This window comes from Pseudarthrobacter sp. ATCC 49987 (genome assembly GCF_009928425.1).
Lineage (GTDB): Bacteria > Actinomycetota > Actinomycetes > Actinomycetales > Micrococcaceae > Arthrobacter.
Map to the genome: position 1 here is coordinate 2,164,277 of NZ_JAABNS010000001.1, position 24,905 is coordinate 2,189,181.

Genomic DNA, 24,905 nt, shown 5'->3' on the forward strand with positions numbered 1-24,905 from the left:
GGACCCGGCGGTTAATGCCAAAAGCCGGCGGCCGAGGAATCCTCAGCCACCGGCTTTCAGAATACTTGCTAAATACCTTAGCTGCTGGCTTCGACCTCAGGGGCAGCCACGGAGCCACGGGCATCCAGGTCACGCAGCTGGCCTTCGATGTAGGCCTTCAGGCGTGAACGGTAGTCGCGCTCGAAGCCGCGGAGCTGCTCGACCTTGCGTTCCAGGACGGAGCGCTGCTGCTCGAGGGCACCGAGGATCTTGCGGGACTTCTCCTGGGCGTCGTTGACGAGGCTGCTGGCTTCGATCTGCGCTTCGGCGATGATCTTGTCGCGCTGCTGCTCGCCGTCGGCGACGTGCTTGTCGTGCATCTGCTGCGCCATTGCCAGCAGGCCCGCAGCGGACTCGGCTGCCGGGGTGGCGGCGGCGCGTGCCGGGGCAGCTGCCTGCTCGGCTTCCTTCTTCTTGGCAACTTCAGCAGCCTTGGCGGCTTCAGCGGCCTTGGCCTCGGCTTCAGCCTTGGCGCGGTCTTCCTTCTCGGCCTTGACGGGTGCCGGAACCTTTTCCACGACGGGAGCCGCGGCGGCGGAGCTGGCAGGCGTGCCGGCGCCCAGTTCGGCAAGCTTCTTGCGCAGCTCGTCGTTCTCCTGGTTCAGGCGTCGCAGTTCGACGACGATCTCGTCCAGGAAGTCATCAACTTCATCCTGGTCGTAGCCTTCGCGGAACTTGGTCGGCTGAAAGCGCTTGTTGACAACGTCTTCTGGCGTCAAAGCCATCTGGTCACCTCGTTGGTCTAGTTAGTCAGTAGGCCTTCCGGCCGTCAAAACTACGGTACCTAAATATGGTCTGGTTCCTCTAATTCAACACCGCAGTGTCAAACCGGAGTTTATATCTGTTTCGGGCCGCGGACCGGGTCCGCCGCCCGCCTACGCTGAGATGGGCTGGGCGAACACCAGGTACTTGGCAACCGCCATGGCTATGGTGACTGCCACGAACAACAGCAGGAAGCCGAGGTCCAGTGATATTCCGCCCAGCCGCAGCGGCGGAATGAGCCGCCGCAGCAGCTTGATGGGCTTGTCTGTGACCGAATACACAGCGTGGGCGGCGACGAGCGCCGCGCCGCGCGGCCGCCAGCTTCGTGCGAACATCTGCACCCAGTCGAAAATCAGCCGGATGATGAGGGCAACCAGGAACAACAGCAGGGCGATATAGACAAGTCCGAAAACAATTCCCATGAGTTAACTCATATCTCCATGTTCATTCCGGAAACCGCAGTGTCCTCTTGATAGTTACGCCTCTATTTCAACACGGATAATTCAGCAAGGATGCCAGACAAGGTGTCCTTGCCTGGCATCCTTCGGGAGAATCCGGATCTAGCTCTGGTTGAAAAAGGCCGCCTGGGTCTCGCTGACCTTCTTGTCGTCGCCGATGACTTCAACGTACGACGGCGACAGCAGGAAGACCTTGTTCGTGACGCGCTCGATGCTGCCGCGAAGTCCGAAGACCAATCCGGCAGAGAAGTCGACGAGCCGCTTCGCGTCCGCTTCACCCATGTCCGTGACGTTCATGATGACGGGGATGCCGTCACGGAAGCTCTCACCGATGAGTTTGGCGTCGTTGTAGGACCGCGGGTGGATCGTGGTGATCTGGCGGAGTCCGGTGTGCTCTTCGCGGCTCGACGCCGCTCGCTTGATGGGTGTCACAGGTGCGCGATATTCCTCTTCAGCGGCGTAGGGCTCTTCCCTGGGGGCCTCGCGGACGGGCGCGGGTGCGCGGCGTTCCTCGCGGTCATGCTCCATGGAATCGTCCTCATCCTTGTGCGATGTTTGGTGCTCGGACTCGTAGTGCTCGTCGCCATCGGCGAGCCCAAGATAGATCATTGTCTTGCGCAGAGCGCCGGCCATGGTCGACTCCTAATCGTGTCCGTCAGCGGGCCGATCAATGACTTAGCAGCCTTGGAATCCCCGCCATTACCTTCCAATACGTTGAACCTACCGCAACGCCGGACGCGGACCGAGAATATCGGAGCCAACACGAAGGTGTGTCGCCCCGAACCGGACGGCCTCTTCCAGGTCCTGGCTCATGCCCGCGGAAATGCCGGAGGCTCCGGGGTGGACGGCGGTCAGCCGGGCGGAAAGCTCCGCGAGCTTCTCGAAGGCCGGGGCCGGATCCGCACCGAAGGGGGCGACCGCCATCACGCCGGCGAGCCGGAGTCCTTCCGCCCCGGCCAGCTGCTCGGCCAGGGCCGGGACGTCTGCGGGAAGGGCGCCTCCGCGGTGACCGCCGGCGTCGTCGTCGAGGCTGACCTGGATGAAGCAGTCCAGTGGCGCCCGCCCGGTGCGTTCCTGGTCGGCCGCCATGGCCCTGGCCAGGGCACTGGCCAGCTGCGGCCGGTCCACGGAGTGCACGGCGTGGGCGTACTTCACGACGGACTTTGCCTTGTTGCTCTGCAGCTGGCCGATGAAGTGCCAGCGAAGATCCAGTCCACGCAGCGCAGCGGACTTCTCCGCTGCTTCCTGGTCCCGGTTCTCCCCGACGTCCGTGATGCCGAGTGTGGCGAGCCGCCGGACATCCTCGGCGGGATGGAACTTGGTGACCACGATCAGCTGGGGCGGGCGCTCCTGCCGTCCGGCGGCCGCAACGGCAGTGTCGATGCGCTGCCGGACGGCCGCGAGCCGCTCCCTGAGCTGTTCCAGCCGGGCATCGGGCCGGCCGGTTGCGGTGTCCGGCCCCCGCGTCGGCTCATTCACCTGGCCGTTCACGGCTGCCCCGTCCCGGCGTCCGTCCAGACGAGCCCGGCGAACCGCCCGGTGTTCGGGTCACGGCGGTAGGAGAAAAGGTTGGTGTCCTCCAGGGTGCAATGCCCGGAGTATTCGACCGCCACGCCGGCGTCCCGCAGCTGGCTGCGGACGGCGGCCGGCAGGTCCAGGCCGGGGGTGCCGCGGGATGTGGTGCACCGGGCCGCGGGCACGCGGGCGGCGACGTCGTCGCGCATGTCCGCGGGAACCTCGTAGCAGTTCCCGCAGACGGACGGGCCGATCCAGGCGCTGAGCGCTGACGCGCCGAGCCCCCGCATGCGCGCGACGGCCGCGGGGACCACGCCGGACGCGACGCCGGGGCGGCCGGCGTGCACGACGGCCAGGACGGGGCGCTCCCCGCCGGCCCTGTCCCCCACCAGGACGATCGGCACGCAGTCGGCCACCATCACGGCCAGGGGCTCCCCGAGGGACACCATGGCATCCGCAGTCGGGCCTTCAGCTGTGACGGGATCAGCAGTTACGGGATCAGTGCCGGCCCCGATGCCGGCGACGTCGTTGCCGTGGACCTGGTTCATGTACTGGAAGCGACGGGAGCCCAGGCCCAGCGCCACTTCGAGGTCCCTGCGCCGGCGCCCGACGTCCGCCGGATCGTCGCCGACATGGAGCGCGAGGTTGCCGGCAGCGGCGTCGGTGAAAGCCACCCAGACGCCAGGCCGGACTTCAGCCCGCCACGAGAACACTCAGAACACCGCCAAACTCTTGTACAACTGCTTTGCTTCAGGACTGTGATCCTAACAAAAAACACCATGGCACTGCCGGACAGCAGTGCCATGGTGCTTCAGGATCTACGCCGGGACCTACTTGAGGAAGTCAGGGACGTCCAGGTCATCGGAGTGACGGCCGGACAGGTCCGGCTCCACGACGGACGGCAGGTCGACGTCGAAGCCGGAGTCGGCCGGAACTGCGGACGGGCGCTGCTGGCCCCAGCCGCCGTAACCCGAGGCGCCGACCGTGGCGTGCAGCGGCTGGACGTGGGCCGAGGACGGGGCCTGGACCGGCGCGGGGGCAGCTGCCGGCGCCGCCGGACGCTGCGGGGCCGACTGCGGAAGCGACTGGTCCATGGACGGCGAGGTGGCCTTGACGTCGTCGAAGCCGGCCGCGATGACGGTGACACGGGCCTCGTCGCCGAGGGCGTCGTCGATGACGGCACCGAAGATGATGTTGGCCTCGGGGTGGGCGACTTCCTGGACCAGGCGGGCGGCCTCGTTGATCTCGAAGAGGCCAAGGTCCGAACCGCCCTGGATGGACAGCAGGACGCCATGGGCTCCGTCAATCGATGCTTCCAGCAGCGGGGAGGCGATGGCGAGCTCCGCAGCCTTGACGGCGCGGTCTTCGCCGCGCGCCGAGCCGATGCCCATCAGTGCGGAGCCTGCGCCCTGCATGACCGACTTGACGTCGGCGAAGTCAAGGTTGATCAGGCCGGGGGTGGTGATCAGGTCGGTGATGCCCTGGACGCCGGACAGCAGCACCTGGTCGGCGGAACGGAACGCGTCAAGGACGGAGACGTTGCGGTCGCTGATGGACAGCAGGCGGTCGTTCGGGATGACGATGAGTGTGTCGACTTCGTCGCGGAGGGCGTCGATGCCCGCCTCGGCGGAGCCGGCGCGGCGGCGGCCTTCGAAGGTGAAGGGACGGGTGACAACGCCGATCGTCAGTGCGCCGAGCGAGCGTGCGATGCGGGCCACGACGGGCGCGCCGCCGGTGCCGGTGCCGCCGCCTTCGCCGGCGGTGACGAAGACCATGTCAGCGCCGCGGATGACCTCTTCGATTTCCTCGGCATGGTCCTCGGCGGCCTGCCGGCCGACCTCGGGGTTCGCACCGGCTCCCAGGCCGCGCGTCAGCTCACGCCCGATGTCGAGCTTGACGTCTGCATCGCTCATCAACAATGCCTGCGCATCGGTGTTGACCGCGATGAATTCGACGCCGCGAAGACCGACCTCGATCATGCGGTTGACTGCGTTCACGCCACCGCCGCCGATGCCGACGACCTTGATGACGGCCAAGTAATTCTGCGGAGCTGCCACGTTACGTGTCCCTTGTTCGTGTTCTGTTGCGAAAACTGATGGAGTCGGGCTTGAAGCTTTCAACCTTAACCTTCGAGTTGAAGGTTATAGTTATGTCAAGTAACTCATGCTGTGACGCTATTTCCTATGTAGATGACATTCAATAACCGGCCCCGCGTGTCGCAGGAATACCGCTGAAATAGCCTCTTTTGGTACTGCGGTGGTGCCTGCGGCCGGCGGCTGGGCGGGGACAGTGCAGGTCCCGCTGCCCTTCCGCGGCTAAGTGATTCGCGGCTATCGGGTGACCGGGTGCCGGGGCACGCTGACGTCGTAGACCCGGACCGGGTTTTTCGGGTCGGCGGGGGCCTTCAGCAGGGCCTCGAGGACCTTTGCCTTGAGCTCCTTCTCCCCCGCGTTGCCCCACACAATGGTCTGGCCGTCAACGAGTTTGAGTTCGACGGCGTCCGCCGACTTCGCCGAGGCGCTGGAGAGCCGGGCCAGCACGTCGGCGGGCAACGCCCCCAGGACCCCGGTGATGGCATGGAACAGGTCCTTGGGCAGGGTGCCGTTTCCGCCGTCGATGACCGGAAGGGGAATCGAGGCCGGGTCCGCGGTGTCGCTGAGCTTCACCCCGTCGGCATCGACCAGCTGGTGTGCCTCACCCTGCCTGACCAGGGCCACCGGCACGCGTTCAGTCACCTTGACCTGCAGCGTCGAGGGCGGGCGGGCCTGGACGGTGACTTCCTTGACCTGGACGAGAGGCTGCAGGAGGGCGGTGACGTCGCCGTCGCTGATCTGCGGCAGCGGCTTGCCCTGCAGCGGCGCGAGGGCCGTCTTGATCTGGTCCGCGGTCAGCAGTTTGGTGCCCTCCACGGTGACCGTCTGCAGCGCCAGGACGGGCGAGTAGACAGCGGCGGCGAGAATCCCTGCGATCAGTACCGCCAGGGCGCCGACGGTACCCAGCAGGATGCGCTTGCGGCGTTTGGCCTTGGGTTCCGGAAAGGACAATACGTTGTCCGGAGCGGGCGGGGTGCGGACGTCGGGGCCGGTTGCGGCGCTGTCCTTGGACGCGGAGATGACGTCGGCTGACGCCGAGTCACCGCGCGCCGACGGCGGGCGGCCCGCGCCTGCCTTGTAGCCGGGCCTGCGGGTGCTAGGCACCGAAAGAACCGTCGTTGAGGGCCGCCACAATCAGCGGCCCGTAGGCCGTGACGTCGCCGGCGCCGACCGTGAGCACTATGTCCCCCGGCCCCGCGGCGGACACCACCGCCTGCACGGCCTCTTCGCCCGGGCCGACGAGCCGGCCGCCGGCGCCAAGGTGTGCGGCGATCAGCTGGCTGCTGACCCCTGGAATCGGGTCCTCGCGGGCGGGGTAGATGTCCAGGACCAGGGCGGTGTCGGCGGTGTTGAGCGCTGCGGCGAACTCCGCGGCGAACTCCCGGGTCCGGGAGAACAGGTGCGGCTGGAAGAGGACGTGCAGCTTGTGGCCGCCGGCCACCGACCGCGCCGCGGCGAGGGCGGCCCGCACTTCGGTGGGGTGGTGGGCATAGTCGTCGTAGACCCGGACCCCGCGGCCCTCGCCCTTGAATTCGAAGCGCCGGGACGCACCTGTGAAGGCGGCCAGGGCACCGGCGGCAGTGCCGGGGTCCACACCGAGTTCCAGGGCGACGGCGAAAGCGGCCGCCGCATTGAGGGCGTTGTGCCGCCCGGGAACGTGCAGGTCGAGGGGGAAGCGGCCGGCCGGGGTGGTGATCGAGACGTCGCCCGGGCCGCCGTCGTGCAGCAGGAGCTGGGCGTCACCGCCGGTGCCGTAAAGCACGACGCGTGTGTTGCCGCGCTCGAGTGTCCGCTGGGCAAGTGCCCTGGCTCCGGCGTCGTCCGCGCATGCGACCAGCACACCGTCGGCCGGGAGCAGTGCGGTGAAGCGGTCGAAGGAGGCGTAGACGGCCTCGGCGGTGCCGTAGTAATCGAGGTGGTCAGGTTCGACGTTGGTCACGACGGCGATCTGCGGACGGTAATTCAGGAAGGAGCCGTCGGATTCGTCGGCTTCGGCGACGAAGATCGGGGTGCTGCCGCTGGCGGCGTTGACGCCGAGCGCGGGAACATTCGCACCGATGGCGAAGGACGGGTCCAGTCCCGCGCCCTGCAGGAGGACGGCGATCATCGACGTCGTGGTGGACTTGCCGTGGGTGCCGGCCACGGTGACGGCGGTGTCCTCCGCCATGGCGGCCGCCAGTGCCTCGGAGCGGTGCAGCACCGGGAGGCCGGCGGCCCGTGCGGCGGCCAGCTCAGGGTTGTCTGCGCGGATGGCCGAGCCGGCGACCACACTTTGCGCGTCACCGAGGTTGGCGGCGTCGTAGCCGACACAGATCCTGGCCCCGGCGGCGGCCAGGTCCGCCATGACCGGGAGGTCCTTGGCGTCTGAGCCGCTGACCGGCAGGCCGCGGGCCACCATGATGCGGGCCACGGCGGACATCCCGACGCCGCCGATGCCGATGAAGTGGACACGTCCGAGGGACTCCCCGGTGCGGGCAACCGTGGGGGCGTGGTGGTGTTCTGGCTCCGTCATTTCGCTACTGCTTCCTGCTGTGCTGCTTCAAGGACGAGATCGGCCATGCGCCGGTCGGCGTCCCGGATGCCGAGCTTTTCGGCGCTGGCCGCCATCCGGGCGAGCCGGTCGGGGTCCTGGAGCAGCGGGATAATGTGTTCGCGGACCCAGCCGGGGGAAAACGTGCTGTCCTCCACGAGCAGGGCGCCTCCTGCCTCCACGAGTCCGGCGGCGTTGAGTGCCTGCTCGCCGTTGCCGATGGGCAGCGGAACGAAGACGGCGGGAAGGCCGACGGCGGCGACCTCGCAGACGGTCGCGGCGCCGGAGCGGGCCAGCAGCAGGTCGGCGGCGGCGTACGCCGTTTCCATTCCGTCCACGTATTCACGCTGCTGGTAGCCGGGGGCCGCGAGCGGCTTGCCGCCGGCATCGTGGACGGCCTTGCCGCGTCCGGTGATGTGCAGGGTCTGGATGCCGGCCTCCGAGAGAAGTCCGAGCGATGCGGCGATGGTGCGGTTGATGCTCTGGGCGCCCGAGGAGCCGCCGGTGACAATCAGGGCCGGACGGTCCGGGTCCAGGCCGAGGGCTGCCCGGGCCGCGGGCCGGGCGGCGGTCCGGTCAAGGCCGGAGATTTCCCTGCGCATCGGCATGCCAACGTGCCGGGAGGCGCCCAGGCGTGTTGCTGCGAAGGCCACGGCGACGTGTCCGCCCAGGCGTGCGCCCACGCGGTTCGCGAGCCCCGGGCGGGTGTTCGCCTCGTGGATGACGATGGGGATCTTCCGGCGCCGTGCGGCGAGGTACAGCGGGGTGCAGACATAGCCGCCGACGCCGACCAGGACGTCGGCGTTGGCCCCGTCGAGGATGACGCCGGCCTGTTTCACGGCGCCGGCCAGCCGGCCGGGCAGCCGCAGCAGGTCCAGCGACGGCCGGCGGGGGAAGGGCACCCGGCTGATAGTGGCGAGGTCCAGCCCCGCGGCCGGGACCAGCCGGGCTTCCATCCCGCCCGGTGTTCCCACAGCGAGGAGCCGCACGCCGGGACGGGCCTCGCGGAGTGCGTTCGCGATGGCCAGGAGCGGGCTGATGTGCCCGGCTGTTCCGCCGCCGGCAAGGACGACGGACAAAGACGACTCAATGTTCATGGAGGCCTATTTACGCTTTCGTGCAGGATTGCTGGGGGCGGGGGTCCGGGTGGCCGGCGTTCGGGTGGCCGGCGTGCGGGTGGCTGCGGGCCCGGCAGTGAGCTTGCCGGCGGGATTGCCGGTGCCGGCCGCCTTGGCCGCGGGATCCTTCCCGGGCCTCCTTGTGGTGGCGGCCGCGCCGCGCGCCGCGATCCGCTTCCGCAGGGACGCCGCCAGTCCGGCGGGGCCGAACCTGAACAGCCGGTCCGGCTGGAGTCCGGGCGCCATCTGCGCCCGGGCCAGGGACAAGACTACGCCGATCGCGCACAGCGACATCAGCAGGGCCGAGCCGCCGTAGGAAATGAACGGGAGCGGGATTCCCACGACGGGGGCCAGCCCGGTGACCACGGCCATGTTGACCGTCGCCTGGCCGAGCAGCCAGACCATGATGGTGCCCGCCAGGACGCGGTGGAACATGTTCTTCTGGGCCACCACGACGCGGTAGATGGCGGTGCCGAGGATGGCGAACAGGACCAGCACCACGAGGGTCCCGACGAGCCCGAGCTCCTCGCCGATGATGGCGAAGATGAAGTCATTGTGGGCTTCCGGGATCCAGCTGTACTTCTGCCGGCTTTGGCCCAGCCCCACCCCGAACCAGCCGCCCGAGGCGAGCCCGTACAGGCCGTTGGTGGACTGGTAGTTCAGGTCGGAGCCGTCGGCGCAGGTCTGACCGGTCCAGGACAGGATGCGGCACACGCGGTTGGGGCTGGTGATGGCCAGGATGATGGTGCCCGCGGCGAGGATGACGCCGGCAATGCCGAACAGGTAGAGCCGCACTCCGGCGAAGAACAGGGCGGCCGCTGTGATCATCATGACGATCATGGCGGTGCCGAGGTCGTTGCCCATGAGGATGAGTCCGATCACTCCGGCGGCTCCCGGGAGGACGACAGGGACGAGGACGTGCTTCGTCTGGGACAACAGCTTGGCTTTACGGTCCAGCACCGTGGCCATCCACAGGGCAAGCGCCAGTTTGGCCGCCTCGGAGGGCTGGAAGGTGAAGGGCCCGACGTCGATCCAGTTCTGGTTGCCGAGGGCGCTGCGGCCGACGAGCAGCACGAGCCCCAGCAGCACGAACGCCACAATGATGGCGATCCAGGCGCCGCGCTTGAGCCACACGACGTTGACCCGCGAGAGCAGGAACATGCCGAACAGGCCGATCCCGGCGAACATCCCCTGTTTGAGGGCGGCCGTGTAGGGCGATTCGCCTGCCGCGATTGCCTCGACGCTGGAAGCGGACAGCACCATCAGGATGCCGATCGCCGTGAGCGCGAGGGTGGACCCCAGGATCAGGTAGTAGGTGGAGCCGTTGCGGGACTTCCCCGTTCCTTCCAGGGCGGACCAGAATCCCTGGTACCAGCCCCGGATCTTCCGGCCGGCGGCAAGCGGGCCGGTGTGCAGCCGGACACGCGGCGCCGTCGCGGCGGGTTGCGTTGGTGCGGCCGGTGCGGCCGCGGGGGTACGTGTGGGCGTGCTGACCATTGTTACTCCTCGCTGGTCTGAGCCTGCCCTTCCACGAGCCCGCGGACAGCTTCGATGAAGGCGTCGCCACGGTGAGCGTAGGAAGAGAACTGATCCATGGATGCAGCGGCCGGGGCCAGGAGCACAGTGTCACCGGAGGCGGCGAGCTGCGCCGCCGACGCTACGGCCTGGGCCATCACAGTCTCGCCGAAAATCGGCGAGGGTCCTGCTCCGGCGCCGGCCGTTCCGGCAGTCTGCACGTGTTCAGTTTCGCCCTTCCCCGCACCGATCACGGGGACATCCGGCGCGTGTCGCTGCAGCGCGGAGTGGAGATCGCTGGAGTCGGTGCCGATCAGGACCACGGCCTTGAGCCTGCTGGCGTGCTCCTGGATGAGGGGCTCGTAGTTCACGCCTTTGGAAAGCCCGCCCGCTATCCACACAACGTTCTCGAACGCCGAAAGGGACGCGGCGGCGGCATGCGGGTTGGTGGCCTTGGAGTCGTCGACCCACAGGACGCCGTTGTGGCGGGCGACGAGCTGGATGCGGTGGTCCCCCGGCAAGTAGTTCAGCAGGCCCTTGCGGACGGCGGCCGGCTCGACGCCGTAGGCCCGTACCAGGGCTGCAGCAGCCAGGGCGTTGGCCACCATGTGCCGCGGAGCCACGGGGCCCAGGTCCGAAACGGAGGCAAGCTCGGCGGCGCTGTCTTTGCGCTCGGCGATGAAGGCACGGTCCACGAGGAGCCCTTCGACGACGCCGAGCATGCTGACGGCCGGTGTGAGGGTGGTGAAGGCCACCGCCCGGCAGCCTTCGACGACGTCGGCGTCCTCCACCATGCGTTCGGTTTCGATCTGCTCGGCGTTGTAGATGCAGGCCTTTTGGGTGTGTTCGTAGACTTTGGCCTTGTCCGCCAGGTAGGAGGCGTAGGAGCCGTGCCAGTCAACGTGGTCCTCGGCGACGTTGAGGCAGACGCTCGCGACCGGCGAGACGGAGTCGCTCCAGTGCAGCTGGAAACTGGAAAGTTCGACGGCGAAGACGTCGTAGTCCACCGGATCGCGCAGGGCGTCCAGGATCGGTGTGCCGACGTTGCCGACGGCGATAGCCTTCAGCCCTGCCGCCTGGAGCATCGACTCGGTGAGCCCGACGGTGGTGGTCTTGCCGTTGGTGCCGGTGATCGTGAGCCAGTCCGCGGTCTTGCGTCCCTTGCGTTCGCGCAGCCGCCAGGCGAGTTCGACGTCGCCCCAGACCGGGATGTGGGCCCTGGCCGCGGCGGCGAGCAGGGCCTGGTCCGGGCGCCAGCCCGGAGAGGTGACGACCAGGTCCGGCTTTGCACCGTCAATTTTGGGAATGGACTCCACTGCTTCCTCGCCCAGCAGGACATCGGCCGCGCCGACGATCCGCAGCGTGTCCGCCTGGGCTTGCGCCGTGGGGCCGGTGGCGGCATCCACCACGATCACGCGGGCGCCCAGTTCGATCAGGGTGTCGGCGGCGGCGAAGCCGGAGACGCCGATGCCGGTGACGACCACCCGCAGTCCGGCCCAGTCGGCGTCCCAGCTGACCAGGCCCTGGAGCCGGGGCGAGGTGGTGAGGGGTGCGGGAATAGGACCAGTCACAGCAGTACCACCCATTCGGCGTAGAAGATGCCCAGGCCGGCGGCCACAAAGAGTCCGCACAAAATCCAGAACCGGACGACGACGGTGACCTCGGCCCAGCCTTTGAGTTCAAAGTGGTGCTGGAGCGGGGCCATCTTGAAGAACCGTTTGCCCTTGGTGATCTTGAAGTAGCCGACCTGGATGATCACCGAGAGGGTGATCAGGACGAAGAGGCCGCCGATGAAGGCGAGCAGCAGTTCGGTCCGGGACAGGATGGCGAAGCCGGCGACAGCACCGCCGATGGCGAGTGATCCGGTGTCCCCCATGAAGATCTTTGCCGGTGACGTGTTCCACCACAGGAAGCCGACCAGGGCCGCACTGAGGATGGCCGCGAGCAGTGCCAGGTCCAGCGGGTCACGGACGCTGTAGCAGCCGGCGCCGGCCTGCCGCGGGGACCCGCAGGCCTGGTTGCTCTGCCAGATCCCCATCAGGGTGTAAGCGCCGAAGACCATAATGGACGCGCCAGCGGCAAGGCCGTCGAGGCCGTCCGTGAGGTTCACGCCGTTGGTGGCGGCGGTGATGATCAGGTTCGACCACAACACGAAGAGAATGGCGCCGACGACGGTGCCGGCGAAGGCCAGGTTCAGCCACGGGATATCGCGGACCAGGGAGATCTGGTAGGACGCCGGTGTCGCGCCGCCCTCGTCCGGGAACTGCAGCGCCAGGACCGCGAAGATGATGCCTACGGCGGCCTGCAGGATCAGCTTGGCCTTGGCGTTCAGGCCCAGGCTTCGTTGCTTGGAGATCTTGATGAAGTCATCCAGGAAGCCGACGAGGCCCATGCCGACCATCAGGAACAGCAGCAGCAGGGCCGAGGCGGAGGGGCCCGGTGACGCCGGGTTGAGCAGCCACATGACGAGGTGGGTGATGCCGTAGCTCGCGAGCACGGCGAGGACGACGACGGTGCCTCCCATGGTGGGGGTGCCGCGCTTGGTGTGGTGCGAGGTGGGTCCGTCATCCCGGATGAATTGCCCGTAGCTCTTCCGGACCAGGAAGCGGATGAATAGCGGGGTGCCCAGGAAGGCAAACAGCAGGGCCAGTCCGGCGCCCATCAGCAGTGCAATCACAGCAGCGCACTCCCTTCAGTGGCGGTTCCGGCAGCGGTCCCGGGGGCTTGTGGGGGTAATGCTATCCGATCGCCCAAGTGCCGCAGCCCGATGCTGTTGGAAGACTTGAACAACACCAGGTCACCGGGCTCGAGCTCGGTCTGCAGCAGTTCGTAGGCTTCCTCCGCGGTCTCGGCGAAGACGCACTCGTTGCCCCAGGACCCCTCGTTGACGGCGGAGACGTAGAGCGAACGTGCCTCGCGTCCGACGACGACGAGCCGGGAGATGTTGAGCCGCACCACCTGGGTGCCCACGGCCATGTGTTCACGGATGGAGTCGGGGCCAAGTTCGAGCATTGCCCCGAGCACTGCCCAGGTCCGGCGGCCCTGTCCGAGGTCGGCGAGGGTCCGCAGCGCGGCGCGCATGGATTCCGGGTTGGCGTTGTACGCATCGTTGATGACGGTGACGCCGTCGGCCCGCTCGGTGCGTTCCATCCGCCAGCGGCTGGCGGCCGTCTGGGCACTGAGGGAGGCGGCGATCCGCGGGGCGGGGACACCGGCGGCGTGGGCCGCTGCCGCCGCTGCCAGGAGGTTGGCGGTGTGGTGGGCACCGATCAGCCTGGCTGAGACGTGCTGCCCGGCGCTCCCGCCCGGCAGGAACAGTTCGAACTCGGGGCTGCCGGCGGCATTCAGCTCGACGCCGACTGCCTGGACGGCGGCCTGCTTGCCGTCCTTGGCGGGCTGGGCGGAGAAGCCGAGGACCGTCGCGGAAGTCCGCGACGCCATGGCGGCGACGCGGGCGTCGTCCAGGTTGAGGACGGCGGTGCCGCCGGCCGGAAGGGCTTCGACGAGCTCGCCCTTGGCGAGGGCGATGTTCTCGACACCGCCGAATTCGCCGGCGTGGGCCGTGCCGACGCCGAGAACCACGCCGATGTCGGGGCGGACCATCTCGGCGAGGTAGCGGATGTGGCCGACGCCTGTGGCACCCATCTCGATGACGAGGTAGCGGGTGTCGGGACCGGCTTTGAAGACGGTCAGCGGGACCCCTACTTCGCCGTTGTAGGAACCCTGCGGGGCAATGGTCGCACCTTCCGCGCCGAGGATTCCGGCCAGCAGGTCTTTCGTGGTGGTCTTGCCGGCCGAGCCGGTGATGCCAATCACCGTCAGCGGCTCGCCGGTGGCGGCGCGGCTGGCGCGGATCCGCCGGACTGCCTCCGCGGCGAGGGCGCCCATTGCCAGGACCGAGTCCTGGACCACAACGGCGGGGTAGGTGCGCCCTGCGCTGTCCGTGACGTCATGCTCGACGAGAGCCAGCACGGCGCCGCGTTCGAAGGCCTCGGCTACGAAGTCGTGGCCGTCGGCGCTCTCCCCCGGCTTGGCGACGTAGAGGGAACCCGGGGTGGCTTCACGGGAGTCGGTCACCACGGAGCCGGGAGTGATGCCCGGTTCGGCGGCCAGCCGGCCTTTGGTTATGTCGGCGATTTCCGCCGCGGTAAATGCAATCATCTCGGTTTAGGACTCTATCCGCTGGTCTTCGAGAACGGTGAATCCCCGGGCTGTCAAGGCGGAGCGGAGCTCCACCCTGTCGTCAAGGGCGAGGTTGACGCCCTTGACCTCCTGCCAAATTTCGTGGCCCCGTCCGGCGACGAGGATCGTGTCGGCCGGGCCAGCGAGTTCCACGGCCTTCCGGATGGCGGCGTCGCGCGGGAAGACCTCAAGGATGCTGCACTCCAGCCCCTCGCGCTCCTTGGCCTCGATGGCACCGGCCAGGACGTCGGCGCGGATCCCCGCGGCGTCCTCATCGTGCGGGTCGTCGTCGCTGACAATGACGGTGTCGGCGAGCCGTGCGGCGATGGCTCCCATGGCGGGCCGCTTGCCCTGGTCCCGCTGTCCGGTGGCACCAAAGACGACGACCACCCGGGATCCCGGCTCCGGGGAGCGGACGGCCTCGAGGGCCCGGGCCAGGGCATCCGGGTTGTGGGCGAAGTCGACCACCGCCGCGGGGGCGGTTGAGACGAGCTGCATGCGGCCTGGAACAGCGACGGTGAAGGGGTCGGCCGCGTCGAGGGCGGCCTGGACGGCGGCGGCACCGTGGCCGCCCGCGAGCACCATGGCCGTGGCCAGCGCGGCGTTGGCGACATTGAAGCTGCCGGGCAGCCCGGTGTGCACGCGCAACTGGGTGCCGTCGCGGTGGCGCAGGGTGAAATCGGTGCCGAGTCCGCGCGGGACCGGAGTGCGCACCATCCAGTCCGCTTCCGCGGGGACTCCGGTTGCCCCGCCGTAGGAGTGTGTGGCCAGTGTGGTGACCGGGATGCCGGCGGCGGCGGCGAGCTTGACGCCCCAGTCGTCGTCGACCGTCACGACGGCGGTGCGGGCCCGCCCGGGGGTGAAGAGCTGCGCCTTCGTCTGGAAGTACTCCTCCATGCTCCCGTGCAGGTCGAGGTGGTCCTGGGTCAGGTTGGTGAAGCCGGCGACGTCGAACACGACCCCGTCCACGCGGTGGAACGCGACGGCGTGCGAGGAGACCTCCATCGAGGCCGCATCGAGGCCGCGTTCGCGCATGAGGGCCAGCAGGGCGTGGACGTCGGTGGACTCGGGTGTCGTGAGGAGGCTGGGAATGGGTTCGCCGCCGGCCAGGATCTCGATGGTGCCGATCAGCCCGGTCTTCTTTCCGAGGGCCTGCAGCAGGGCGTTGATGAAGTACGTGGTGGTGGTCTTGCCGTTGGTGCCCGTGACGCCGTAGAGGGCCGGGGCCGGGGCGTCGTCCGGCCTGCTCCGGTAGATCAGGGCCGACAGCGCGCCCACGAGGCTGCGGGGTTCATCCGCCAGCAGCACAGGCACGGCGATGTCGTGGGAGAAGGCCAGCAGGCGCGCGCCGGCGTCGTCCGTCAGCACGGCGGCCGCCCCGGCCTCCACGGCCTGGGAGACGAAGTCGGCACCGTGCCGGCTCGCGCCGGGCAGGGCAACGTAGAGGTCTCCGGGCTGCACGGTACGGGAATTCAGCGAGATCCCGGTGACCGCGACGGAGCCGGACGTCCCGGGGACAACGACGCCGATCGAATCACCGATGGTTGCCAGCGGCACGGCAGCAACCGCCGTGGGCCGGAAGCCCGGGGTGGACCCCGGACCGGACGACGCGGCGGAAGCGCCGGGGGCATTCTGATCTGACACGTGGATCTCCGTTGGTGGTGCTGGTGGATCTGGCGCTGCGCACGGAGGAATACTCCGGCCCGCAGGCTCAGTTTCCCGGTACAGGTTCGTGGCGGACGTTCGTGGTGCTGGTTCTCGCGCGGTGCTACTTGGCGTACTGCGGCAGCCGGACGGGCTGACCGGTGGACGGCGGGACGTTGAACGTCCGCAGCGCCTGGCTCATGACGGACCGGAAGACCGGTCCATTCGAGATTCCGTAGATGTCGCCCTTGGGCCGTTGCAGGACCACTTCAACAATAAACCGCGGATTGTCCATCGGCGCCATCCCCACCATCGATGCAGTGAAGCCGCAGAAGCCGGCGGTGCCGTCGTCGCACGGCGATTGCGAGGTGCCGGTCTTCGCCCCGACCCGGTAACCGTCCAGCCCTGCTTCCTTGATCTGACCCTCCGTGACGGCGCTCTCGAGGATGTCCCGCACCTGCCGGGCGGTGTCCGGGGAGACTACCTCCCGGGGATCCTGCACAGGCGCCTTTTCCTCGGTGCCGTCCGGGTTGATGTAGCTGTCGATCAGCCGCGGCTGGAGCATCACGCCGTTGTTGGCGATGCTCTGGAAGGCCCGGACAGTCTGGAGCGTGGACTGCGAGACGCCCTGGCCGAACAGCACCGTGTACTCCTGGCGGCCGTCCCATTGCTCATAAGGAGTCAGGATGCCCTGGGCCTCGGCGGGGAGGCCAATGTCCGGCGCTTCCCCGATGCCGAACTTCTTCAGCCAGTTGTAGCGCTGTTCCTTGCTAAGCCGCTGGCCGGCCATGACCGTGCCGGTGTTCATCGACCAGCCCAGGATGCCGGCCAGGGTGCGGTCTTCGGTGCCGTGGGTGAAGGAGTCATTGAACGTCTGCCCGTCCACGGTGTACGACGGCGGGATGGTGAACTTGTCCAGCGGGCTCGACTTGCCCTCCTCGATCAGGGCAGAGGCCGTGATCATCTTTTCCACCGAGCCGGGCTCGTAGGCGGCAGTCACGGCGCGTACGCCGCGGTCCTTGGCATCGACCTTGCCGGGGTCGTTGGGGTCCGGGGAGTTGGTGTCCGCCATAGCGATGATGTTGCCGGTCTTGATGTCCTGGACGATGACGACGCCCCACTCGGCGCTGAGTTTGTCCCGCTGGCTCTGGATGGCCTGCTGGGCGAAGTACTGGAGGTCCGAATTCAGCGTGAGCCTGATGTCCTTGCCGTTCACAGCCGGGGTCAACTGGTCCACTCCGACCGGGATGCGCAGCCCGTCGGCACCGATTTCGAACAGCCGCTTGCCGGGGGCGCCCTTGAGGATCTCGTCCTGGGTCTGTTCCAGGCCGGCCTGGCCCGTGGTGCCATCCTTCAGGAAGCCGACGATCCCGCCGGCCACCGAGCCGTTGGGGTACACCCGTTTGCTGGTGCCTTCGGTGACGATGCCGGGAATCTGGAGCTTGGAGATGCGGTCCTCGACGTCGGGCTTCAGGTCTTTGGCCACGATGAAGTAGCGCTGGTCCCCCGTCAGTGCGTTTGTGACGGTGTCCCTGTCCATGCCCAGCACGGTGGCCAGTTCGTTGATGCCCTGGTCCCGGGAGACCTTGACGAGCGCATCCTTGCCGTCCACCTGCTCCAGCCGGCGGAATGACTCGGTCTTGGTATTGACAGTCTGGTCGACAACGAGGTTGTAGCGGATCACGCTGCTGGCCAGGACATTGCCGTTGGCGTCCAGGATGCTGCCGCGCTCGGCGGGCAGTTCAATGGGCGTGAGCCTGTTTTGGAGCGCGGCCTCGGCCATGCCTCCGACGTCAAGGCCCTGGACCAGGAAGAGCTTTCCGCCGACGACGAGCAGGAGCGTCAGCATGACGCCGAGGCCCAGCCGCAGCCGCCGGGTCGCGCTTGGCGTTTTCGCCTTGCGTGCCTTGCCGGTGTTCTGCGCCACGATGTTTCCTTGCTGCTTGCCTGGCTGGTGGTCCGTCCTGCGTTACTGTCCGGGGACCTTCTGCGCGGGGGCGGGAACAGATCCCCCGTGGAGTTCGACTGCGGGGGCGGCCGGGGCGGCCGGGGCGGCCGGGGCGGCCGGGACGGCCGGCGGGGCAGCGGCTGCGGGGGCAGCAGCTGCCCCCGCCTCCGGCGGTTTGCGGTTTGCGAGCGGCTCTTTGACAGTGGCGGGCGGGACGACGCTGAGTTGTCCGGCCACGGCCGGAGCGGCGATGACTGCGCCGGGGGCGTCGCCCTTCACCGCGGGCTTGGCCTTGCCCGTGACGGTCAGGGTGGAAAGGTCGATCTGGCCCTTGGTGGTGGAGGCGACCATGCCCAGCTCGGTGGCCTTGGCGGCCAGGTTCTGCGGGGCGTCGAAGTTCTGCACCTGCTGGGTCAGGTCCTGGTTCTGCTTGGTCAGCGTGGACTGCTCCCCGCGCAGCTGCACCAGCTGGTACTGGGCGGTGGAAACGGAGATGTTGAGGACCAGCACGGCCATCAGCGCCACGGCGAGGAGGCCGAAGCACAGCACGACGAACGGCGCGCGGCGTTTGCGCGGGGCTGGCCGGACGAGGGAGAGCGGGGTCCGGGTTTTCCGGGAGGGGCCGGTGCCGGGAGTGATCCCGGGCAGGGCGCGGGCCGTCGCGCCTGTGGCAACGGGGAATCTGTTGACAGCGGCGGTGCTCATGCGGCCCTCCTGGCTTTGATGCGTTCCACGGCGCGGAGCCTGGCGGAGGCGGCGCGTGGGTTCTCGGCGATTTCGGCGGCGGTGGGCACCTCGGTGCCCCTCGTCAGGGTTTTCAACTCGGCCTTGTGCTCTTCCAGTTCCACCGGGAAACCGAGCGGCGCGGAGGATTTGGATCCTGCCTGGAAGAAGCCCTTCACGATCTTGTCCTCCAGCGAGTGGTAGGACATGACCACAACGCGGCCGCCGACGGCGATCGCACTGATGGCCGCGGGGACCGCACGTTCCAGCACGTCGAGTTCTTCGTTGACCTCGATCCGGAGCGCCTGGAAGGTGCGCTTCGCGGGGTGTCCGCCTGATTTCGCAGCGCCGGCGGGGACCACATCACGGATCTGCTCGACGAGCTCCCCCGTTGTGGTGAAGGGCTTCGCGGCGCGGGCGGTGACGATACGGTTGGCGATCCGGCCGGCGAACTTCTCTTCGCCCCACTTCCGGATGATCCGGACCAGGTCCTCTTCGCTGTAGTTGTTGACGACGTCGGCGGCAGTCTGCCCGCGGCTGGTGTCCATGCGCATGTCCAGCGGGGCGTCGAACGAGTACGCGAAGCCGCGCTCCCGCTCGTCCAGTTGGAGCGAGGAGACTCCGAGGTCCATGAGGACCCCATGGACTTCCTCGAAGCCGAGGTCCGCCAGGATGTCGGGGATTTCGTCATACACGGCGTGCACGAGGTCGATCCGGCCGGCGAAGGGCTTGAGGCGCTCCCCCGCGAGGGCCAGGGCTTCCTCGTCACGGTCGATGCCGATCAGGTGCAGGTCCGGGAAACGCTGCAGCATTGCCTCGGAGTGGCCGCCCATGCCGAGGGTGGCGTCAATGACGACGGGGGTCTCGCCGCGGCTGCGTGCCGCTTCGAATCCCGGTGCCAACAAATTGATGCACCGGTCCTTGAGGACCGGTACATGTCGTTCGGACGTAGGCTTCGACTGGTCAGGGTCCGTCATGCCTGCGTCCTTTCGTTGTCCGGCTTGTTCGTGGAGTGCGGTTGCTGGCTTCGCGTGCCGCTTCTTGATCCAGATCCCCATCCGCGCCTACCCTGCGTCCGCCTGGCTCCGGGGAAGTGAGCCAGGAAAACAGCCGGATGGGCGGCTGGAGATCTCGATCAAGAATCGTGCAGTGCTGCTTGGTTGCGGTGGGGGTTCAGAGAATCCCCGGTATTGCGTCGTCGGTCTCCGAGAAGGCCGTTTCCTTTTCAGCGAGGTACTCGTTCCAGGCCTGGGCGTCCCAGATCTCCGCCCGGGTTCCTGCACCGATAACGGCGAGTTCCCGGCCGAGCCCTGCGTACTCCCGGAGCGCCGGCGGAATCGTCACGCGCCCCTGCTTGTCAGGCACCTCGTCGGAGGCTCCAGAGAGGAAAACGCGGATGTAGTCGCGAGCCTGTTTGCTGGAGATTGGCGCCTCCCGCATTTGCTCGTGAACCCGGCCGAATTCCGCCTCACTGAAGACGTAGATGCAACGTTCCTGGCCCCTTGTGAGAACCAGTCCGCCAGCGAGCTCCTCGCGGAACTTGGCGGGAAGGATGATTCGACCTTTTTCGTCCAGACGCGGCGAGTGTGTGCCGAGAAACACGGCCCACCGCCTGTCTGTTCGTAGGAAGCCCAACGTCCCCTGTGCTGCCACTACCCTCTTACGTCCTCCACATTACTCCACATCGCTCCACAGTCAACGACACGCCGAAGGTTTCTGCGTCAATTTGTGGAACCACGCGCCGTCCAGTTCCCTGCAATGACAGGGACCTGGGCGTGGTGGTGGAAAGTGGAGGGATTGTGGCGGGCTGCGGCCGCCTGCCGGCCGGCGCGGGGCCAGGGCAGGGCCTCACCGGCCTGGGGCGGCACCCTGCGGCAGAAAAGCCCGCGTTCCGCGTTGTTTATGTGTCGCAAACAGAAAAAGACCCGCCGGAGCGGGTCTTTTGTGCCACGTGGTGTTTCCTGTGGTGGAAAGTGGAGGAGAGTGATGGAAGGCTGCCGGCTGGGGAACGATGTGCCGATCCGCGATCAGGGTTCGCCGCGGTGCCTCTCGTCCCAGCGTTCCTCAAGGTTGCCCATGAACGAACTCCTGGGCTTCCCCGGTTTCCGGGCAACGCCGGCGGCCTTGGACTTCCCGGCCCCACCGCGCATGGTGGCGTAGTAGACACCGGCGCCCATGACGACAAAGCCAAGCACTCCGACGAAGATGTTTTGGATCGTCACGCCCAACAGCAGGAGCACGACGCCGGCCAGTGTGGCCAGCACCCCGATCACCAGATGACGCGTTGACCATGAACGTCCCGCGTCCGAGCCCATCGAGCTGGCGAACTTGGGATCGTCCTCATGCAGCTGCTTCTCAAGTTGCTCCAGCAACTTCTGTTCGTGCTCCGAGAGCGGCATCACGACCTCCTTAAGTCGGCCAACGTCCAGACTGACGCGGCCAGTGTCCCTAAACCCACAACGTGCGGGCATCCCGCGTGGTTCCCATTCGCCGTCGTTGGTCGAACCGGGGGTACCACGGCCCCTTCCAGGGTGTTCAGCTGGTCATGCATTAGTCCGAACGCTCGATCCAGTCGTTCCAAACTTACGTATAAATAAGGATAGTTTGTTGCGCCCTGTTCTGAAAGATGCCAAACGTCCCCTTGACGTCATGAATGGGCTTGCTGGACTGTCCGGGTCAGCCCGGGGTGGTCCCGGGGTCCAGGAGCCGGGCAGGAAGCACCGATTTTGTGCCGAACTTCCGGGTCACCTGATCCAGGACCTGTTCAGCGGCGCGCCAGTTGTCGTCCCGGCGGTCAAGGCTCAACTGCAGTGGCGCCTGCGCCGCCTCCTCGAGGTGCTCGGCCCTGATGCCGACGAGCCGGACGGTCATGGGGCGGTCGCCGAGTGATTCCAGCAGCTGGACGGCGACGGCGTACAGCAACTGGGCGCTGTCGATCGGGGTGCCCACCGTGCGGCTCCGGGTGATCGTGGAGAAGTCCGCGTAGCGCAGCTTCAGGGCCACGGTGCGGGCGTGCATGCCGGCGCTGCGGAGCCGCTCCGCCGTCCGGTGCGAGAGGCGCAGCAGTTCCCGGTGCAGCAGCGCCTCGTCGGCTGTGTCCACGGCGAAGGTCTCTTCCGCGCCGATGCTTTTCTCGAGCCGGACGGGAGTGACCGGGCGGGGGTCAATCCCCCACGACAGCCGGTAGACGTGCTCTCCGGAAGCACCGAGCACCTTCCGGAGGGACGGCAGCGGGGACGCCGCGACATCCGCGACGGTCCGGATGCCCATCCGGGAGAGCACTTCGACGGTCTTGGCACCGACACCCCAAAGGGCGCTGACCGGAAGGCTGTGCAGGTACGGGACAGTCTCCTCCGGACCGATGAGCAGCAGGCCGTTGGGCTTGCAGCGGGTCGACGCGATCTTCGCCACGAACTTACTGGCCGCTATCCCCACGGACGCGGTGATGCCGAGTTCGCTGCGGACCCGGGTGCGGATAAGTTCGCCGATCTCGCGGGGCGGGCCAAGCCGCCGGATGGCTCCCCCGACGTCGAGGAAGGCCTCGTCCACGCTCAGTGGCTCCACGAGTTCGGTAATCGAGCCGAAGATGGCCATGATCTGGCCGGACACCTCGTAGTACAGCTTGTGGCGGGGCTCGATGACGACGGCGGAGGGACACATCCGCATGGCAACCACCATCGGCATGGCCGACTTGACGCCGAATTTCCGGGCTTCGTAGGAGGCGGACAGCACGACGGAGCGGTCGGCGGGGTAGCCCACGATGACGGGCTTACCCACGAGTGCCGGGCGGCTGCGCAGTTCCACGGAGACAAAGAACGCGTCCATGTCCACGTGCATGATGCTGCTCCGCCGGAGCTCGCGTATTTCTGCTTCCCCGAGCCGCCGGGCTGCGCCCTGGGGAGACTGCTCCCGCTGCTGTTTGTCCTGGTCCGGCCCCACGTCTTCAATCCTATGCCCCGGGACTGACTAAACTGGAGGCTGCATCCGGCGTCAACACCAGGAGGAAAGTCCCTGTGAAGGAATTTGGACAGCGCAAACGTGCTGCGGTAGCCGTTATGGCGGCGGGCACGCTGATGGCCCTGGCCGCCTGCACGCCCGCCAACCCCGGGACCGCTTCCTCGGGCTCCCCGTCAGCCTCGGCTGCGCCGTCCGCGGCCCGGCCCTCCAACACGGTGTCGGCAAGCCCCTCGGCGGAACCCGGCACCTCGGCCACGGTCGGCGCCCTGGTCCCCGGCTTCCCGGAGAAGCTCCTGCCGGTGATGCCCGGGGCGAAGACTGTCTCCAGCAGCTTTGACAAGACCACGACGCCCGCCACCGTGGCGCTCGTCGCCAGCATCTCCGCGCCGTCGGCCGACGTCCTGGCCTTCTATACGAAGGAACTGGTAGCCCAGGGCTTCCAGGCCGTTCCGGGGGAAACCGTGGGCGCCGTCCCGTCCAAGGATTTCCTGCGCGGTGACAACGAAACGGTCAACATTTCGGTGATTGAAACCGCCGGCGTTTCCACGTTCACCATCGGCGCGAACGTCGCCGCCGAGTCCGTCAAGTGACCCTCGCGGAGCAGCTGCGCCTGGAACAGGCCGCCTACGTTGCCGCCGTCGCCGGAAAACTCACCGATTTCCTGGCCACCCGCCAGTCGGTGATGTCCTCGATCTCCCCGGACATCGATCCGCTGATGGGATCGATCTCGAACCTTGTCACCGGCGGAAAGCGCCTGCGGGCGCTCATGTGCTACTGGGGCTGGCGGGGCGCCGGCGGCGAGGCAGGAGCCCATGAGGTGGTGACGGCGGGCTCGGCGCTGGAGCTTTTCCAGGCCGCGGCGCTGATCCACGACGACATCATCGACAGGTCGGACACCCGCAGGGGCGGACCCAGCGTGCACCGGCGCTTCAGCGAACTGCACGAGACGCAGGGCTGGGCGCTGGACAGCGAACGGTTCGGGCACGCGGCCGCGATCCTGACCGGGGATCTGTGCCTGTCCTTCAGCGAGGAATCGTTTACCGAGATCGGGCAGAGTGCAGCCTCCGGAACCCGGGCACGGCTGATCTTCAACCTGATGCGCGCCGAGGTCATGGCAGGCCAGTACCTCGATATCCTCGAGGAAGTGGCCGGGCCGAGGCGAGACCGGGCCGGGGCCGTCAGCCGCGCCCAGTCCATCATCCGCTTCAAGTCGGCCAAGTACTCCACGGAGCATCCGCTGGCCTTGGGGGGCGCCCTGGCCGGCGCCCACGACGAGTTGCTCCGCGGCTACTCGGCGTTTGCCCTCCCGCTGGGCGAGGCCTTCCAGCTCCGCGACGACGTCCTTGGAGTCTTCGGCGACCCTGTCACCACCGGCAAACCGGCGGGAGACGATCTCCGAGAAGGCAAGCGGACGGTGCTGATCGCCTTCGCCCTGGACCTGGCCAGCCCGGTGGAGTCGGCGTTCATTGACGCGAAGCTGGGCAGCCCCGGGCTGGACGATGCCGACGTGGACGAAATCCGCCGCATCATCGCCGACTGCGGCGCACTCCAGGCCACGGAAGTACTCATCGAGGAATTCGGACACGCAGCGTTCACGGCCCTGGATCTCCTGCCGCTGGAGGAACTGCCCAAAACAGCGCTCCGGAAGCTCGCCGAGGCCACGGTCAGCCGAGCGGCCTGACCAGCCTGAGCCGACACTGCCCGCCGGACCGGGATCCCCACGGATACAGACAACGCAGGCCCCGCACCTCGTATCGAGGTACAGGGCCTGCGTTAGTTTAGGACTGCGTCAGCTGCAGACTGCGTCAGCCAGAGTCTGCGTCAGCCAGAGTCTGCGTCGGCCAAAGACGGGTACGGTGTTTGCGGCTACCAGGCCAGGGACTGCGCCCGGCGCCGGATTTCCGTTTTGCGGCCCTCACGCAGGGCATCGATCGGGCGGCCGCGCAGGGATTCATCGGGCGTAAACAGCCAGGTAATGAGTTCCTCGTCGGAATAACCGGCGTCGGCGAGGACCACAATCGTTCCCTTAAGGCTCTCAACGGCGTGGCCGTCCTGGATGAATTCCGCAGGAACGCAGCGGATCCGGCGTTCGCCTACGCGCAATGCCGCCAACGCCCGTTCGTCCAGGAGCGCATGGACCTTGGTAATTGAAACGTTCAGAAGCTGTGCGACATCGGGCAGGGGCAGCCATTCGCCCACAAGGCTTTCTACATTACTCACGGATCAAGATTGCCATGCCGGCAGCCCCTGCGCCTAGTCGACGCCCGCCCGTTAAATTGCGGATGTCCGGACGCCGCTTCCGGCCGCGGCCGCGGCTCCGCGGCCGACACTCCACAAATACTTGTTTGCGGAACGTCAAACAGTTCTTGTGATAATTCCCAATTCATGAGAGATTCACATAGATCACATTTGTAACAGCAA

The 24,905-nt window shown here is 67.6% G+C and carries 23 protein-coding genes; 2 read left to right on the forward strand and 21 right to left on the reverse strand.

What is annotated here, in order from left to right; genetic code table 11:
* Window positions 1–77: 77 nt before the first annotated feature.
* The 20 genes from GXK59_RS10200 to dinB form a co-directional block, all read right to left on the reverse strand.
* Window positions 78–764 carry a DivIVA domain-containing protein gene (locus GXK59_RS10200; protein ID WP_160666487.1) on the reverse strand — a complete coding sequence of 229 codons (687 nt, stop codon included), beginning with the start codon at window positions 762–764 and terminating at the stop codon, window positions 78–80.
* Window positions 765–914: 150 nt separating this feature from the next.
* The gene (locus GXK59_RS10205; RefSeq protein ID WP_160666489.1) at window positions 915–1,223 is read right to left on the reverse strand and encodes a YggT family protein; all 309 of its coding nucleotides are present in this window, start codon (window positions 1,221–1,223) and stop codon (window positions 915–917) included.
* 138 nt (window positions 1,224–1,361) lie between these two features.
* On the reverse strand, window positions 1,362–1,892 hold the full coding sequence (locus GXK59_RS10210; protein ID WP_160666491.1) for a cell division protein SepF: 531 nt from the start codon (window positions 1,890–1,892) through the stop codon (window positions 1,362–1,364).
* Between the two features lie 87 nt (window positions 1,893–1,979).
* A complete protein-coding gene (locus GXK59_RS10215) occupies window positions 1,980–2,750 on the reverse strand; it encodes a YggS family pyridoxal phosphate-dependent enzyme (protein WP_443094278.1) in 771 nt (256 codons plus the stop codon).
* Entirely contained in the window at window positions 2,747–3,487 is a 741-nt protein-coding gene (locus tag GXK59_RS10220; RefSeq protein WP_160666493.1) for a polyphenol oxidase family protein, read from the reverse strand. Before GXK59_RS10220 ends, GXK59_RS10215 begins: the two co-directional genes overlap by 4 nt.
* A 117-nt stretch (window positions 3,488–3,604) precedes the next feature.
* Window positions 3,605–4,831, reverse strand: coding sequence for a cell division protein FtsZ (ftsZ, locus tag GXK59_RS10225; protein WP_160666495.1), 1,227 nt, complete (start codon window positions 4,829–4,831; stop codon window positions 3,605–3,607).
* 273 nt (window positions 4,832–5,104) lie between these two features.
* Window positions 5,105–5,971 (reverse strand): cell division protein FtsQ/DivIB, encoded by an 867-nt coding sequence (locus GXK59_RS10230; RefSeq protein ID WP_160666497.1) that lies wholly within the window; start codon window positions 5,969–5,971, stop codon window positions 5,105–5,107.
* Entirely contained in the window at window positions 5,964–7,379 is a 1,416-nt protein-coding gene (gene murC, locus GXK59_RS10235; RefSeq protein ID WP_160666499.1) for a UDP-N-acetylmuramate--L-alanine ligase, read from the reverse strand. The genes GXK59_RS10230 and murC overlap by 8 nt, the downstream gene beginning before the upstream one ends.
* On the reverse strand, window positions 7,376–8,494 hold the full coding sequence (murG, locus tag GXK59_RS10240) for an undecaprenyldiphospho-muramoylpentapeptide beta-N-acetylglucosaminyltransferase (protein WP_160666501.1): 1,119 nt from the start codon (window positions 8,492–8,494) through the stop codon (window positions 7,376–7,378). The genes murC and murG overlap by 4 nt, the downstream gene beginning before the upstream one ends.
* A gap of 6 nt (window positions 8,495–8,500) precedes the next feature.
* A complete protein-coding gene (gene ftsW / locus GXK59_RS10245) occupies window positions 8,501–10,012 on the reverse strand; it encodes a putative lipid II flippase FtsW (protein WP_160666503.1) in 1,512 nt (503 codons plus the stop codon).
* Between the two features lie 2 nt (window positions 10,013–10,014).
* A complete protein-coding gene (gene murD / locus GXK59_RS10250) occupies window positions 10,015–11,616 on the reverse strand; it encodes a UDP-N-acetylmuramoyl-L-alanine--D-glutamate ligase (protein ID WP_160666505.1) in 1,602 nt (533 codons plus the stop codon).
* A complete protein-coding gene (gene mraY, locus GXK59_RS10255; protein ID WP_160666507.1) occupies window positions 11,598–12,707 on the reverse strand; it encodes a phospho-N-acetylmuramoyl-pentapeptide-transferase in 1,110 nt (369 codons plus the stop codon). Before mraY ends, murD begins: the two co-directional genes overlap by 19 nt.
* Window positions 12,704–14,191, reverse strand: a complete 1,488-nt coding sequence (locus tag GXK59_RS10260; protein ID WP_160666509.1) for a UDP-N-acetylmuramoyl-tripeptide--D-alanyl-D-alanine ligase — start codon at window positions 14,189–14,191, stop codon at window positions 12,704–12,706. Before GXK59_RS10260 ends, mraY begins: the two co-directional genes overlap by 4 nt.
* 6 nt (window positions 14,192–14,197) lie before the next feature.
* The gene (locus GXK59_RS10265; RefSeq protein WP_160666511.1) at window positions 14,198–15,856 is read right to left on the reverse strand and encodes a UDP-N-acetylmuramoyl-L-alanyl-D-glutamate--2,6-diaminopimelate ligase; all 1,659 of its coding nucleotides are present in this window, start codon (window positions 15,854–15,856) and stop codon (window positions 14,198–14,200) included.
* A gap of 124 nt (window positions 15,857–15,980) precedes the next feature.
* On the reverse strand, window positions 15,981–17,783 hold the full coding sequence (locus GXK59_RS10270) for a peptidoglycan D,D-transpeptidase FtsI family protein (RefSeq protein ID WP_160666513.1): 1,803 nt from the start codon (window positions 17,781–17,783) through the stop codon (window positions 15,981–15,983).
* A gap of 42 nt (window positions 17,784–17,825) precedes the next feature.
* Window positions 17,826–18,509, reverse strand: coding sequence for a hypothetical protein (locus tag GXK59_RS10275; RefSeq protein ID WP_160666515.1), 684 nt, complete (start codon window positions 18,507–18,509; stop codon window positions 17,826–17,828).
* Window positions 18,506–19,504: a 16S rRNA (cytosine(1402)-N(4))-methyltransferase RsmH gene (rsmH, locus tag GXK59_RS10280; RefSeq protein ID WP_160666517.1), complete on the reverse strand. Its 999-nt coding sequence runs from the start codon at window positions 19,502–19,504 to the stop codon at window positions 18,506–18,508. The genes GXK59_RS10275 and rsmH overlap by 4 nt, the downstream gene beginning before the upstream one ends.
* A 196-nt stretch (window positions 19,505–19,700) precedes the next feature.
* Window positions 19,701–20,129 carry a division/cell wall cluster transcriptional repressor MraZ gene (mraZ, locus tag GXK59_RS10285; protein ID WP_160666519.1) on the reverse strand — a complete coding sequence of 143 codons (429 nt, stop codon included), beginning with the start codon at window positions 20,127–20,129 and terminating at the stop codon, window positions 19,701–19,703.
* A 425-nt stretch (window positions 20,130–20,554) separates the two neighbouring features.
* A complete protein-coding gene (locus tag GXK59_RS10290) occupies window positions 20,555–20,926 on the reverse strand; it encodes a DUF3040 domain-containing protein (protein WP_160666521.1) in 372 nt (123 codons plus the stop codon).
* Between the two features lie 277 nt (window positions 20,927–21,203).
* Window positions 21,204–22,466 carry a DNA polymerase IV gene (dinB, locus tag GXK59_RS10295; protein ID WP_443094279.1) on the reverse strand — a complete coding sequence of 421 codons (1,263 nt, stop codon included), beginning with the start codon at window positions 22,464–22,466 and terminating at the stop codon, window positions 21,204–21,206.
* A 74-nt stretch (window positions 22,467–22,540) separates the two neighbouring features.
* Here dinB and GXK59_RS10300 point away from each other — a divergent pair, with 74 nt between their 5' ends.
* Window positions 22,541–23,074: a hypothetical protein gene (locus tag GXK59_RS10300; protein WP_160666523.1), complete on the forward strand. Its 534-nt coding sequence runs from the start codon at window positions 22,541–22,543 to the stop codon at window positions 23,072–23,074.
* Window positions 23,071–24,165 (forward strand): polyprenyl synthetase family protein, encoded by a 1,095-nt coding sequence (locus tag GXK59_RS10305; RefSeq protein ID WP_160666525.1) that lies wholly within the window; start codon window positions 23,071–23,073, stop codon window positions 24,163–24,165. The genes GXK59_RS10300 and GXK59_RS10305 overlap by 4 nt, the downstream gene beginning before the upstream one ends.
* Window positions 24,166–24,350: 185 nt before the next feature.
* Here the strand turns inward: GXK59_RS10305 and GXK59_RS10310 are convergent, their stop codons facing one another.
* Window positions 24,351–24,704 carry an Rv2175c family DNA-binding protein gene (locus GXK59_RS10310; protein ID WP_024367566.1) on the reverse strand — a complete coding sequence of 118 codons (354 nt, stop codon included), beginning with the start codon at window positions 24,702–24,704 and terminating at the stop codon, window positions 24,351–24,353.
* Between the last annotated feature and the right edge of the window lie 201 nt (window positions 24,705–24,905).